14 protein-coding genes are annotated in these 12,854 nt (G+C 44.8%); 4 read left to right on the forward strand and 10 right to left on the reverse strand.

Translation table 11 applies throughout. The annotated features are described in order from the left end of the window. The first annotated feature begins 29 nt into the window (after positions 1-29). From ACED45_RS07330 to ACED45_RS07345, 4 genes are all read left to right on the forward strand, one after another. Complete coding sequence (locus ACED45_RS07330; RefSeq protein WP_017060646.1) at positions 30-578, forward strand: sigma-70 family RNA polymerase sigma factor; 549 nt, start codon at positions 30-32, stop codon at positions 576-578. Beyond that, positions 571-1,299, forward strand: coding sequence for a DUF3379 domain-containing protein (locus tag ACED45_RS07335; protein ID WP_017060647.1), 729 nt, complete (start codon positions 571-573; stop codon positions 1,297-1,299). Before ACED45_RS07330 ends, ACED45_RS07335 begins: the two co-directional genes overlap by 8 nt. 297 nt (positions 1,300-1,596) lie before the next feature. Then, positions 1,597-2,859, forward strand: a complete 1,263-nt coding sequence (locus tag ACED45_RS07340; RefSeq protein ID WP_019824837.1) for an outer membrane protein transport protein — start codon at positions 1,597-1,599, stop codon at positions 2,857-2,859. 345 nt (positions 2,860-3,204) lie between these two features. Beyond that, positions 3,205-4,509, forward strand: coding sequence for an outer membrane protein transport protein (locus tag ACED45_RS07345; protein ID WP_017068971.1), 1,305 nt, complete (start codon positions 3,205-3,207; stop codon positions 4,507-4,509). 89 nt (positions 4,510-4,598) lie between these two features. Here the strand turns inward: ACED45_RS07345 and ACED45_RS07350 are convergent, their stop codons facing one another. The 10 genes from ACED45_RS07350 to ccmA form a co-directional block, all read right to left on the reverse strand. Continuing rightward, positions 4,599-5,384 carry an MlaA family lipoprotein gene (locus ACED45_RS07350; RefSeq protein WP_017071951.1) on the reverse strand — a complete coding sequence of 262 codons (786 nt, stop codon included), beginning with the start codon at positions 5,382-5,384 and terminating at the stop codon, positions 4,599-4,601. 124 nt (positions 5,385-5,508) lie between these two features. Further along, complete coding sequence (gene ccmI, locus ACED45_RS07355; RefSeq protein WP_371713643.1) at positions 5,509-6,729, reverse strand: c-type cytochrome biogenesis protein CcmI; 1,221 nt, start codon at positions 6,727-6,729, stop codon at positions 5,509-5,511. Next, complete coding sequence (locus ACED45_RS07360) at positions 6,729-7,220, reverse strand: cytochrome c-type biogenesis protein (RefSeq protein ID WP_057622892.1); 492 nt, start codon at positions 7,218-7,220, stop codon at positions 6,729-6,731. The genes ccmI and ACED45_RS07360 overlap by 1 nt, the downstream gene beginning before the upstream one ends. Continuing rightward, the gene (locus tag ACED45_RS07365; RefSeq protein ID WP_017066365.1) at positions 7,217-7,768 is read right to left on the reverse strand and encodes a DsbE family thiol:disulfide interchange protein; all 552 of its coding nucleotides are present in this window, start codon (positions 7,766-7,768) and stop codon (positions 7,217-7,219) included. The genes ACED45_RS07360 and ACED45_RS07365 overlap by 4 nt, the downstream gene beginning before the upstream one ends. Before the next feature lie 5 nt (positions 7,769-7,773). Continuing rightward, positions 7,774-9,744, reverse strand: a complete 1,971-nt coding sequence (locus ACED45_RS07370; protein WP_136979573.1) for a heme lyase CcmF/NrfE family subunit — start codon at positions 9,742-9,744, stop codon at positions 7,774-7,776. After that, on the reverse strand, positions 9,741-10,223 hold the full coding sequence (ccmE, locus tag ACED45_RS07375) for a cytochrome c maturation protein CcmE (protein WP_061019578.1): 483 nt from the start codon (positions 10,221-10,223) through the stop codon (positions 9,741-9,743). Before ccmE ends, ACED45_RS07370 begins: the two co-directional genes overlap by 4 nt. Then, positions 10,220-10,426 carry a heme exporter protein CcmD gene (gene ccmD / locus ACED45_RS07380; protein ID WP_060983676.1) on the reverse strand — a complete coding sequence of 69 codons (207 nt, stop codon included), beginning with the start codon at positions 10,424-10,426 and terminating at the stop codon, positions 10,220-10,222. Before ccmD ends, ccmE begins: the two co-directional genes overlap by 4 nt. A 14-nt stretch (positions 10,427-10,440) precedes the next feature. Next, positions 10,441-11,181, reverse strand: coding sequence for a heme ABC transporter permease (locus tag ACED45_RS07385; RefSeq protein WP_060983677.1), 741 nt, complete (start codon positions 11,179-11,181; stop codon positions 10,441-10,443). A 167-nt stretch (positions 11,182-11,348) separates the two neighbouring features. Further along, positions 11,349-12,017, reverse strand: a complete 669-nt coding sequence (gene ccmB, locus ACED45_RS07390) for a heme exporter protein CcmB (RefSeq protein ID WP_371713644.1) — start codon at positions 12,015-12,017, stop codon at positions 11,349-11,351. 1 nt (position 12,018) lies between these two features. After that, positions 12,019-12,636, reverse strand: coding sequence for a cytochrome c biogenesis heme-transporting ATPase CcmA (ccmA, locus tag ACED45_RS07395; protein ID WP_060983699.1), 618 nt, complete (start codon positions 12,634-12,636; stop codon positions 12,019-12,021). Positions 12,637-12,854 lie beyond the last annotated feature (218 nt).

Raw genomic sequence — 12,854 nt, forward strand, 5'->3', positions numbered from 1 at the left:
TTATGGAGGCTCGTGTGTCAATAATAAAAATGTTTGGAAAGAAAACAGCCAAGCGTCCGGTCAACTCTGATATGGACAAACAAAGAAAATACGAAGCACTTGTGCGCGCCTATCATCGTGACCTCTTTCGCTACGCCTATTGGTTATGCAAAGACAAAAGCATTGCCGAAGACTTAGTTCAAGAAACTTGCCTTCGTGCATGGAAGTCACTCGATAGCCTTCAAGATGAAAAAGCCGCCAAATCTTGGCTGATTACCATCTTGAGACGCGAGAACGCTCGACGTTTTGAACGCAAACAGTTTGATCTGGTTGATATCGACGATCACGGTAACGATGCTAGTGTCAGTGATGACCCGCACCATCAGCATCAGTGGTTGCAAGCCCAGATCATGAAACTTGAAATTGATTACCGTGAACCTCTCTTCTTGCAAGTGATTGGTGGTTTTAGTGGTGATGAGATTGCCGATATTCTCGATCTCAACAAAAACACGGTGATGACACGTTTATTCAGAGCTCGAAATCAGTTGAAAGAGCTGTTGGATACAGAAGAGGCAGAGAGGGGGCAACATAATGGATGATTTGGAATTTCGTCGTCGTGTATTGTCGGAACCTAAACAACGTACACAAGATATTGTTGATGCGACCGCGAATAGCGAAGCCAATAGTAACTTCTTAGACGATGTACTAGCGCTTGATAAACAGATCCACTCTGCGATGAATGTGGATGTGCCAGACGATCTTGCTGATCGTATTCTGTTCAATCAGACCTCAAGCGAAGAAAGCAAAGTAGTAAGGCCAACGTTTGCGAGACGAGCAATGGCAATGGCCGCCTCAGTAGCATTCGTTGCAGGTTTATTAGTTGGCCAAGTGAATTGGGGAAATGCATTCGTTTCACCTGCGCAAGCTAGTTTAGTTGATACAGCGATGAAGCATGTTGTTGATGAGAAGAGCTTTGTTAGTAGCATCGATGAACAGGTTACATCGCAGCAGATCAACGCAAAAATGAACCCATTTGCTTTTCAGTTTGATGACGCTTTCCCTTACCATGTTTATTACCTAAACCACTGTGGCTTTGGTAAATCCAACGCAGTACATATGGTCTTCCAAGGCGCAAAAGGCAAAGTAACACTGTTTTTAACCGGTATTCCAACAGACAAACCTATCGATTTTGATGAAAAAGGCATGTCCGGCTCGGTAACACCCGTAGATGGCAGCAGCTTAATCCTTGTGGGTGAAAATGGTGAGGATGTTTCCAAAATCGCCGAAAAGCTGACAAAAATGATCAAACCAATGAGCTGATTCGCTCTTAAAGCCCCGTCACAAAAGGCCCAGCAATTATATTACTGATATTGCTGGGCTTTATTTATAAATAAACCACAAAACCATTCACACCACCAATACCTCTAGAGTTAAAACTCTAAAAAACAGCATTTCACACCATTTTCGTGCCAGATAGGCGTCATTTCCATAATTTTCCACTCAAAATTCCCAATGGTCGGATTTGTATATCGTATACTTGCGAATAGGATCAGCCACCATTGAGCAATTGCTCAAATTAATCGCCCTGTAGAGGCGGATATATAAAGGAATAAATGAATGACTACCAACAACACGCGTCTGTTTAAAAAGTCTCTTTTAGCAGTAACAATTACACTGGCGTCTTCGCAAGCGATGGCAGCAGGTTTCCAACTTAACGCACAATCAGCTACCGGTATCGGCCGTGCTTTCGCTGGTGATGCAGTAATCGCAGATAACGCGTCAGTAATGGCACGTAACCCTGCGGCAATGGCACTGTTTGACAAAACTGAGCTTTCTCTTGGTTTTGAAACAATCACTTCAATGATTGAAGTGAAAGATACTAGCTACAATACGCTTGGTGGCGCAATGCCAGTCGATAACGTTGATGATGTTGGTGATACTTCTGTAGCTCCAAACATTCACCTCATTGTTCCTGTTAATGAAAAGTTTGCTTGGGGTGTGAACGCTTACTCTAACTTCGGTACTAAAACTGAGTTTTCAGATGATTACCTAGCTAGTGAATATGGCGGTTTAACAGATGTAATGAGCATCAACTTCGGTCTTGCAGGCTCTTACCGTCTAAACGATCAATGGAGCTTTGGTGCTGGTCTTGACCTGATCTACGGTGAAGGCACAATGAAGCGTACTGCTGGTGTCGGCTTTGGCCCAGCCGCAGGACAAAAACTACTTGACGTAGATGGTGCAACTGGTTGGGCTGTTGGCTTTAACGTAGGTACAGTTTACGAGCTAGATGAAAACAACCGTTTTGGTCTATCTTACCGTTACAGCCCTGAGTTCACCGCGGAAGATGACAACGGTCAAGAAATCACACTGCCTCTACCAGATATGGCAGAGTTCTCTGGTTTCCACAAAATTGAAGACACTAAATTCGCTGTTCACTACTCTGTTCAATGGATTGGTTGGAGTGCATTCGACTCAATTGATTTTGAGAAGCTAGATCCTACTCAATCGACACTGGCTTACGCATTGAGCGGCGGCACAGGTGCGTACCAGAAAGATTACAAATGGCAAGATGGTTGGCACTACGCTATTGGTGGTACATACTACTTGAACACTGATTGGACGCTTCGTGCTGGTTACATGTACGACACAAGTGCACAAGATTCACTAACTTCTATCTCTGTACCAGATTCAGATCGTCAGTGGTTCTCTGCTGGTTTCACATACCACATTAATACCGATTCTAACGTAGACTTTGGTTTCACTTACCTACTAGGTGATGATACTAAAGTTGAAGAAAGCTTAGGCGCAACTTCTGTTAGCGCAACAACGCATGCTGATGCAATCCTACTAGGCCTGCAATACAGCCGCAGCTTCTAGCTTCTAGCTTCTAGCTTCTAGCTTCTAGCTTCTAGCTTCTAGCTTCTAATATAAGCTAAGTTATTAATCCCAAAGGGTCGCATTACGCGACCCTTTTTTATTGCCTAAACCACTGACCTACATCAATTTAAGCGTACAACTGTAGCCTGCAAGGTCAATATATGACTACAAGTGTACGCTCAAACTTCGCAACACAGCAGAAACATTTAGATTATTTCTCTAATAATTAAACACATTTACTCATTAAATCCCTAAAACACTGTTTTATTCGAATTTCATTTTTAAAGTAATGACTCTAAACGTAGAATCACGCCACTAAATACTTATGATTCAGCGAACATAATAATGAAAATGAATAAGACTCTTCTATCTGCTGCAGTGGCAGTTGGACTACTTTCGACTTCTACCGTCACTCACGCGGCAGGTTTTCAACTAGCAGAATACTCAGCAACAGGCCTTGGCCGCGCATACGCTGGTGAAGCTGCAATGGCTGACGGCGCAGACGCACAATGGCGTAACCCTGCCATGCTGACTTACCTAGAAGGTACTCAGGTTTCTGTTGGTGCTATCTATGTTGACCCTAACATCGATATCGACGGTACTTCTACGTCCATGATGGGACAATCTACTTCGTCAAATTCTAGCGATTTTGCGCACAGTGCAGTAATCCCAAACTTTTATGTTTCTCATAAGTACAACGACAAGTTCGCATTAGGCTTTGCTGCTGGCACTAACTACGGTATGGAAACAGACCTAGGTAAAGACTTTGGTGGCGCAAACCACGGTAACGAAGCAAGTGTTACTACGATGGAGCTAAACCTAAACGCGGCTTACCAAGTACTTGAAAGCGTATCTATTGGTGGTGGTATTCGTTACATCATGGCTGAAGGTAGCTTTGGAGCGGTATCTACAGTTAACTCTCTAGTTCCTATGCCTCAAGGTACAGCTTTAAAATACATGGAAGGTGATGACACAGCGTGGGGCTGGCAAGTTGGTACCGCTTGGCAGATCAATGAAAACAACCGCCTTGGTTTTACCTACAAGTCAGAAGTAGACCTAACGCTTGAGGGCCACGCAAATGGTGTCGCTTTTGATGCTGTTGCTGGCGCTTTAGGTACTCCTGTGAAGTCAAAATATAACGGCTCAATGCAACTTGCATTGCCAGCAACCGCCGAGCTTGCAAGCTTCCATCAACTATCAGATAAAGTCGCTGTACATGCGAGCGTTAACTGGACTAATTGGAGTAGCTTTGAAGAACTAGTAGCTGACATCCCTGAATTCGGTCCTGCTCGAACTCAAGATATCAAGCAAGAGAACTGGGAAGACAACTACCGCTTTGCGATCGGTACAACTTACCAAATGACACCTAAGTTAGCTCTGCGCTCTGGTATTGCGTACGACACTTCAGCGGTAAGCGATGAACACCGTACTGCGACGATTCCGGAAACAGACCGCACTTGGTTGAGTATTGGTGCTGGCTACCAATGGTCTGAGCAACTAACACTAGACGCTGGTTTCACTTACATCCTAGCGAAAGACGCAAAAATGGTTGAAGATGACGCAAGTTCTGCGCCATTTGGTGGTGACTTCGAAGGTGAAGTGACTGGTAGCATCTGGTTAGTGGGCATCCAAGCGAACTACCGCTTCTAATCTACCGCCCTAAAAGTAGAAAATATTAAAAAGGCTCGATGTTGCATCAACATCGAGCCTGTCTTTTATCGGTTTTCTAAATCGTGTTTCTAGTAATCTTCTAGATAACCATCGATGAAATCTTCTTCTTCAAGGTCGACCTCTTCAGGTTCAATCTCGGCTTTGAAATCACGACGTTGAATGTAAACATCACGCGTTAATGCATATGGATCAGGAGAGCTATCCAACAGCGCTTCTTGTGATACTAACTGAGCACGTGTTTCCATGCCTTCAAATGCCCACTTGCCTAAGCTAGCCCAGAAATTCAAGAACGACAGAGGCACATACATACCATCGACGGTTTCAGTCACTTCTCGAGTTGTTAGTGGACCATAACCCGGCACCATGAAGTACGGACCATTTCCTACCCCGTAATGACCAATCGCATCAGAGAACGACTTATCATCGTACTTGGTGATCCCTGCTTCGCTAGCAATATCGATTAAGCCTAACAAACCAATCGTTGAGTTAATCCAAAAACGATTGAAATGGTCGAGTGCTTTTTCACCATTGCCCATAATAAGGTTATTCACCATGCTTGATGGTTCGTCTAAGTTGGCTAGGAAATTGGAGATACCAGAACGCACTGGCACAGGGGTGTAGTCAACATAAGCGAGGGAAACAGGGCGAACTAAGTAAGGATCTAGATATTCGTAGTTGATATCCCACATCGCTCGGTTGAAACCTTCAAAAGGATCATTGGAGTGGGACTCTTCGACGTATTCAGAGGTTTCGAGGTTATCATCGTCAACACTTTCGTCCGGCGCGCTTGAACACCCAACCGTTAAGCTTGCGATAAAAAGTAAACTCGAGAGTCTTAAAACACTGACAGACATATCACCTTTTCCATAAGGAATTCAAATAATAAAAAAGGCCAGCAATCGCTGGCCTCAATTGTTTGGCTAAGTCTATACCGTTTATCTGCAAATCGGAATAGATAACACCTATGCAAAGTGATGATTAATATTGCTTATTGATATCAATGGTAACTGGAGCGCCCAATTCAACCACTTCACTTTCACCGTACCAATCACCTTCGCGAGTTGAAACGTTGCCGTCTGTATCAAGCCTAGCTCTAACCATCAGTGTTTCAAGGCTAGACAGCTCTTGCCCTTCCAGCATGCTGTTGCCGTCATCTAGCACAACCGTACGAGGGAAAGTCCCTAGTGGGTAGCGTGCCGCTGCGATAGGCATTGGAGAACCATCAGCTCTGTGTACTGACACAATTAACACTGAGTTAGGGTCAGCATTCACGTCTGCAGATAGATCGAGCGTTACAGCAACAGTCTTACCTTGGTCGACACCCATAGTGTCGCCCATTTTCTTCTGAGCACTTTCAATACTGCGCGAAAGCATTTCATAGCGACTGTCTTGTGGACCAATCATCTGTTGCATGATGCTCCAGTACTTCACAGCACCCGGGTAGTCTTGACGCTCAAATGCATCGAACGCTAGCAGTGAGAACACACGAAGGTCGACGTAATCGTTTTGAATCAAACGGCTCAAAATCAAACGAGCTTGGTTTTGATCCGCTTCATCAGGTGAAAGCATCAGTGCTTGTGCGAAACCTAACTGAACATCTTCATTCTTAGGTTCAAGCTTGTAAGCTCGTTCCATAGAATCTTTTGCTGTTTCAGCGTCGCGGTTAGCCAGTGCAATACGACCGAGTAGCAACCAACCTGTTGAATCTTTTGGTTGGTAATGCAGACGAGTACGAAGCGCTAGAGTCAAATCTTCCAACTCATCATCCGTTAGTGCACCACCTTCCGATGACATTAGCTTTTTAGACAATTCAGGAAGGTTCGAGCTCACTTCTTGCCAGTGTTGAACTTTGTCCAACGCACCGAACTTAAAGTACATACCATAAGTCACAACGACGACAAGGATAATCGACGGTACAACCACACCAACCGTTGAGATTTGAGTCTTCTTCATCTCTTCTTGTGCAGGAACATCATCAAGCAGAGACTGTTTCAAATCATCGATCAGTTCTTGTTGGTTATCAACAAGACCTTCCTCTGCTTCTACTTCTAACTCGACAAGACGGTCTTTATAGAATGCTTTGTTCAACTCGTCGCGAAGCATTTCGTCATTGTTTGCCTTCTTGTTGATGAAAGGCAGAACAATTAAGAAAATTGCCGCTAGCGAAAGGATAATGGTAGAAATCCAAAATAGAGTCATTACTTCTTATCTCCGTCGTTCTCTTCATCGAGTAACGCTTTTAAGCGAGCTTCTTTGTCTGCATCCCAGTCTTTATCTGACTCTACTGCCGCTTTCGATTTTGACTTTCTGCTTCGCAAAATGATCAAACCAAATCCAAACACAACCACCGCAAACGGACCAATCCAAAGGATCGATGTTGCTAGTGTCAGTGGTGGATTGTAAGTCACAAAGTTACCGTAGCGAGCAATCATGTAATCAATGATATCTTGCTTCGACTTACCGTCTTTTGTCATCTCGTACACTTTTTGACGTAAGTCGACCGCTAACTCAGCGTTCGAATCACCAATCGTGTTGTTCTGACATTTAGGGCAACGTAATGTATTGCTTAGCTCTTTGAACTGCTGCTCTTGATCTACGGTATCAAATTCATGAAATTCGATAGGTGCAGCAGAGACCGTCGCTGAGATTGCGAACGTAGTAAATAGAGTAATCAATGCCTTTCTAATCATTTCGATTCCTCCAACAACTCTTGATACATCGGCTCAAGCGTCGATGCCCAGTTGGTCGGGTTCACATCACCAACATGGCGGTAACGAACCACACCGTTAGCATCAATTAGGAAAGTTTCAGGAGCGCCATACACGCCAAGGTCAAGACCTAGCATGCCATTACCATCAAACAGGCTGATTAGGTACGGGTTACCCAGTTCTTTTAACCAACCAACCGCTTTATTGCGATCATCTTTGTAATTAAGACCAATGATCTTAACCCCTTGACCAGCAAGTTTGTTCAGGTAAGAGTGCTCTGCATAACAAGTAGGACACCAAGTCGCCCATACGTTAAGAAGCAGCGGCTCACCTTTAAAGATAGCTTGATCATGCAGCTTACCTGGTTGCTCTAGATCTTCTAAGTCAAACTCAGGCACAGGCTTACCAATCAATACGGATTCAAGCTTAGTTGGGTCATCGCCCGACTGGTTGCGCATTAATTGCGTTGCAAAGATTCCAGCTAGAACCATGAACGCAATCAATGGAATGAATAAAATCTTCTTGTTCATTCGAATTAAGCCTCCTGCTCTTCAGCCGACTTTTTGATTGGCTTACGGAAACGGTAACGACGGTCACTGATAGCAATAGCGCCACCAATCGACATAATCAAAGAACCTGCCCAGATCCAACGTACAAATGGTTTGTAGTAGATACGTACAGCCCAAGATTTGTTGTCGTCTAAACGTTCCCCCATTGCAATGTAAAGGTCGCGCGTTACGCCACGGTCAATCGCTGCTTCTGTCATCATAGACTTAGCTGTGGTGTAGAAACGTTTTTCAGCGTGAAGCGTGTTGATGTATTTGCCTTCTTTAGTAATTTCAAAGTCAGCAATGTAACCATCGTAGTTAGGACCATCTTTGTCACGAACCCCTGTAAACAGGAAGCTGTATTCTTCAAGCTGGTAGCTTTCACCTGGTGCCAGACGCACATCACGTTCGATGCTGTAGTTTTGCACCATCGCGATACCAATCACTGTCACGGCTAAACCTATGTGACCACACATCATTGCCCAGTGGCTACGAGGTAGCTTAGTTAGACCTTTCAAGAATGTATGACGGTGAGTCGCACGCTCATGCAGCTCAAAGCCGTGCATGAAGATGATCCAGAACGCCATTACCCAACCAGCAAACGCAGTACCACTGAAGCGGTCAGCCAGTAGAGCAACCATTAGCGCACTCAAGCCAAGTGAGAGTGCACCTGAAATCAGCATTGGTTTAACAAGCTTAGACAGGTTGTCACGTTTCCATCGGATCAGAGGACCGATACCAAGCAGGAACGAGAACGGGATCATTAACCAGAAGAACAACATATCAAAGAATGGTGCACCGATAGATACCGAGCCCAAGCCTAACTGTTTGTGAACTAATGGCAGTAGCGTACCTACTAACACAACGACAAGCGCTGCAATCAGTAAGATGTTGTTACCAAGCAGTGCGTTTTCACGAGAAACCAGATCGAAGTTACCGCGAACACGAACCGATGCGCCTTTAATAGCAAACAACAGCAGTGAACCACCGATAACAAAGACTAGGAAACCTAGAATAAACATACCACGAGCAGGATCCGACGCGAATGCGTGAACCGATACCAAGATGCCCGAACGAACTAAGAATGTCCCTAGTAAGCTTAGCGAGAATGCAGAGATAGCCAGCAGTACTGTCCAAGCTTTAAATGTGCCACGCTTCTCAGTTACCGCTAGTGAGTGCATTAGAGCAGTACCAGCCAACCAAGGCATGAATGAAGCGTTTTCTACTGGATCCCAGAACCACCAGCCACCCCAGCCAAGTTCGTAGTAAGCCCACCATGAACCTAGTGCGATACCTACCGTTAGGAATAACCAAGCTGCGATTGTCCAAGGACGCGACCAACGAGCCCATGCCGTATCAAGACGACCACTCATTAGAGAAGCGATTGCGAAAGAGAACGCAACAGAGAAACCTACATAACCCATGTAAAGCATTGGCGGGTGAATAATCAAACCCGGATCTTGCAGTAGTGGGTTCAGGTCACGGCCATCAACAGGGAAGAAAGGCAATGTACGTAAGAACGGGTTAGACGTCACGATAATGAACAGCAAGAAGCCGACAGTAATCAGACCCATGATAGCCAAAACGCGAGCCACAGACTCTTGAGGCATACCACGACTGAATGTCGCTACTGCTACAGTCCAACCCGCTTGGATGAGAACCCAAAGCAGTAATGAACCTTCGTGCGCACCCCAAACCGCCGTAATTCGGTAGTACCAAGGTAGTTGGCTGTTTGAGTTACTTGCTACGTATTGAATCGTAAAATCATTTGTGTAAAACGCGTAACACAAGATAAAGAACGAAATCGCTAAGAATCCGAACATACCCCACGACAACGGTCGTGCGCTGTTCATCAATAATGTGTTATTTCGAGCGGCTCCATACAATGGGAGCACGCTTAGCAGCAATGCAAGTCCCAAGGACAGGATCATCGCAAAATGGCCGATCTCGGCTATCATTGAGCATTTCCTTCTTTTTGTTCAGTCGTGTATTGCAAAGGCTCATGGGTTTTCTTCATTGCTTCCGCAACTTCAGAAGGCATGTACTCTTCATCGTGCTTTGCCAACACCTCGAACGCTTCAATTGTCGTCGCATCTTTAAGGACACCCTGAGCAACAATACCTTGGCCTTCACGGAAAAGATCAGGAAGGATGCCATCATATAAAATCGTTACTTTAGGGCCTACATCCGCCAAATCGAAGCTTACTCGCAATGATTCGCTGTCACGGCTTACAGAGCCGACTACAACCATGCCACCAATGCGTAGGCGTTGACCAACTTCAGGTTTTTTACCATCTTTGCCGTTGACCAGTTCAGTTGGTGTGTAGAACAGATCCATGTTCTGGTTAAGTGCATAAACCATCAATCCAATAGTCGCACTGATACCAAAAAAGATTGCTAAGACAATGCCCAGCCTCTTTTTACGTCTTGGGTTCATAGAGTGTTCTCCATATTTTTTGCTGCATCGATACGAGCTTGACGATCAACCTTAGCTTGTACTTCATTTAGTAATTGCTTACCACGACGAACACTTACCACCAGTAAAATGATCATCGCGAGGAATGTGATTCCAAATGCACTCCATACATAAGAGGCGTAGCCTCCCATGGCAAAGAAATCACTCAAAGATTCAAAATACATAATTACCTACCCTACTACGCTTTTTCAGCCGCAAGCTTGCGAACCCATGGACGGTGACTCTCTTTACTGATGATTTCGTTTCTAAAACGAACCATAGTCACAGCACCAAAGAAAAAGGCGAAGCCGAAAATATTAAGAAGAAGCGGCCATAACATATCACTTGAAATAGAAGGCTTATCGAACTTAGTGATCGTCGCGCCCTGGTGAAGTGTGTTCCACCACTCTACTGAAAAGTGAATAATAGGTAGGTTGATAACACCAACAATAGCCAAAATGCCTGCTGCTTTGGCTGCAGTTTTTTGGTCGTCAAACGCGTGGTGTAGTGCAATCACACCTAAATATAGGAATAGAAGAATCAGCTCTGAAGTCAAACGCGCATCCCAAACCCACCAAGCGCCCCACATTGGTTTACCCCAAACAGCACCAGTTAGCAGCGCGATGAAGGTAAATACCGCACCGATAGGCGCCATAGCCAACGCGGCCATGTCTGATAGTCTTACCTGCCATACTAAGCCGATAAACGCTGCAATCGCCATCGACATGTACACACCCATAGACCAAATCGCAGAAGGTACGTGGATGTAAATGATTCGGAAGCTATCGCCTTGTTGGTAATCAGAAGGTGCAAATGCTAGTCCCCACACAGTACCTGCAGATAGACACAATAGCGCTAGGATAGAGAACCATGGCAGAAGTTTACCAGCAAGCTGATAGGAAGTTTCTGCTTTGGCATAGGGATGGAGCCATTTCCACATGTTGTAATCTCACTCTTACTTCATATTGCTTACAGCTATCACAGCTATAATTATTATAATTTATTTGGCTTACTGCCTCTTCCAGTGACTCTATGAGTTTGAAAGTTCCAATTAGTTCACTCTGAACAATCAAAGTGATGGTGAGTGCTTAGTTAATACTCTAATAGCTAGTTAACACTCACTCTTAGTGCTGCACTGATAGCAAATGGGGTGAGCGTCATTGTGCCCATTAGCATTGCCCCTAACACGGCTAGTTGTCCGTTATACGCAACACCTAGTGCTGCCGCATCAATCGCTGATGTAGCAAATATAAGAATTGGGATATACAGCGGCAAAATAAGCAGACTCAACAGCACGCCGCCTTTTTGTAATCCAACCGTCAAAGCCACACCAATAGCACCAATAAAACTTAATGCAGGCGTACCAACCAACAAGGTCAAGACCACCGATAACCAAGTATCGAAATTCAAGGACAGCAGCACCGCTAACAACGGACTGATCAATATTAATGGTAACCCTGTCAATAACCAGTGCGCTATGACCTTGGACAATACTACCAACTGCAACGGGATGGGCATCAGCATCATCTGCTCAAGGGCACCGTCTTGAAAATCATCTCGGAATAGTCGTTCCAAAGAGAGCAATGCAGAAAGTAAAGCAGCAACCCAAACAATACCCGCAGCGATGCGCGCAAGCAGGTTCGGCTCAGGCCCAATACTCAGTGGAAAAAGGGTGATGACAATAATAAAAAACCACAGAGGGTTAAAGATATCGGCTTGGCGACGAAATGCGATCAGCAGCTCACGTCGAATGATCGTTGTCATTGAAGAGATCATATTACTCACCCAACTTTATTTTTCTTAGTTTCGGGCTATCAGCAAACATATCTTGGTGTGTGGTTAGTAACACAATGCCACCGTTATCTGCATGCTCAGAAAAAAGAGACTCTAAAACTTTAACGCCCTGCTTATCGATTGCAGTCAACGGTTCATCTAGAATCCACAACATTTGTTTACTCAACCAAAGACGAGCCAACGCCACACGGCGCTGTTGACCAGCTGAAAGTTGCCCCGCGGGCACGTCTTCCCTACCAGCAAGACCAACCTGGGCCAACGCATGGTAAAGCTCTTCCTTGCTCGTTCCACCACTGTGAATCGATTGATAGAAACTCAAGTTCTCATAGGCACTGAGCTCGCGCTTCACGCCAGTTTGATGACCAAGAAAAAGTAAATTTTGATGATACACATCTCGACTCGTTTCAATGGACTCACCATCCCAACAAATAGTGCCTTCATCACGATCGCCTAGCCCGGTGATAATCCTAAGGAGTGTCGTTTTCCCAGTACCGTTACGACCTTCAACTTGAACCAACTCGCCAGGTTTCAATTGAAAAGACAACGATTCAAACAGAACCCTGTCGTCACGAATAGCAGTTAAATTTGAGACTTCTAGCATAGGTAAATTTAGTCGAGTAATGAGAGGGCTATAGTAGCACACCAACATGGTGACAAAACAGGACTAGGCGTTTTCGATAAGACAAAGTCCGTAAGAAACTGTTACCACCGCATCACAATTTACACATTTTCACCAACAAACTAGATATTGCCGTAGATACAAGGTAAGCGCGTCATAAACCCCGCATTCTAATCACCTAGCACGAATAATAAGATCAA

This window comes from Vibrio crassostreae (assembly GCF_041439375.1).
Taxonomy (GTDB): domain Bacteria; phylum Pseudomonadota; class Gammaproteobacteria; order Enterobacterales; family Vibrionaceae; genus Vibrio; species Vibrio crassostreae_D.

Excerpts from the sequence above, each read along its gene's own strand:
- ACED45_RS07330 (WP_017060646.1), top strand. The coding sequence starts at position 30 with ATGTTTGGAAAGAAAACAGCCAAGCGTCCGGTCAACTCTGATATGGAC.
- ACED45_RS07335 (WP_017060647.1), top strand. The coding sequence starts at position 571 with ATGGATGATTTGGAATTTCGTCGTCGTGTATTGTCGGAACCTAAACAA.
- ACED45_RS07340 (WP_019824837.1), top strand. The coding sequence starts at position 1,597 with ATGACTACCAACAACACGCGTCTGTTTAAAAAGTCTCTTTTAGCAGTA.
- ACED45_RS07345 (WP_017068971.1), top strand. The coding sequence starts at position 3,205 with ATGAAAATGAATAAGACTCTTCTATCTGCTGCAGTGGCAGTTGGACTA.
- ACED45_RS07350 (WP_017071951.1), bottom strand. The coding sequence starts at position 5,384 with ATGTCTGTCAGTGTTTTAAGACTCTCGAGTTTACTTTTTATCGCAAGC.
- ccmI (WP_371713643.1), bottom strand. The coding sequence starts at position 6,729 with ATGACTCTATTTTGGATTTCTACCATTATCCTTTCGCTAGCGGCAATT.
- ACED45_RS07360 (WP_057622892.1), bottom strand. The coding sequence starts at position 7,220 with ATGATTAGAAAGGCATTGATTACTCTATTTACTACGTTCGCAATCTCA.
- ACED45_RS07365 (WP_017066365.1), bottom strand. The coding sequence starts at position 7,768 with ATGAACAAGAAGATTTTATTCATTCCATTGATTGCGTTCATGGTTCTA.
- ACED45_RS07370 (WP_136979573.1), bottom strand. The coding sequence starts at position 9,744 with ATGATAGCCGAGATCGGCCATTTTGCGATGATCCTGTCCTTGGGACTT.
- ccmE (WP_061019578.1), bottom strand. The coding sequence starts at position 10,223 with ATGAACCCAAGACGTAAAAAGAGGCTGGGCATTGTCTTAGCAATCTTT.
- ccmD (WP_060983676.1), bottom strand. The coding sequence starts at position 10,426 with ATGTATTTTGAATCTTTGAGTGATTTCTTTGCCATGGGAGGCTACGCC.
- ACED45_RS07385 (WP_060983677.1), bottom strand. The coding sequence starts at position 11,181 with ATGTGGAAATGGCTCCATCCCTATGCCAAAGCAGAAACTTCCTATCAG.
- ccmB (WP_371713644.1), bottom strand. The coding sequence starts at position 12,017 with ATGATCTCTTCAATGACAACGATCATTCGACGTGAGCTGCTGATCGCA.
- ccmA (WP_060983699.1), bottom strand. The coding sequence starts at position 12,636 with ATGCTAGAAGTCTCAAATTTAACTGCTATTCGTGACGACAGGGTTCTG.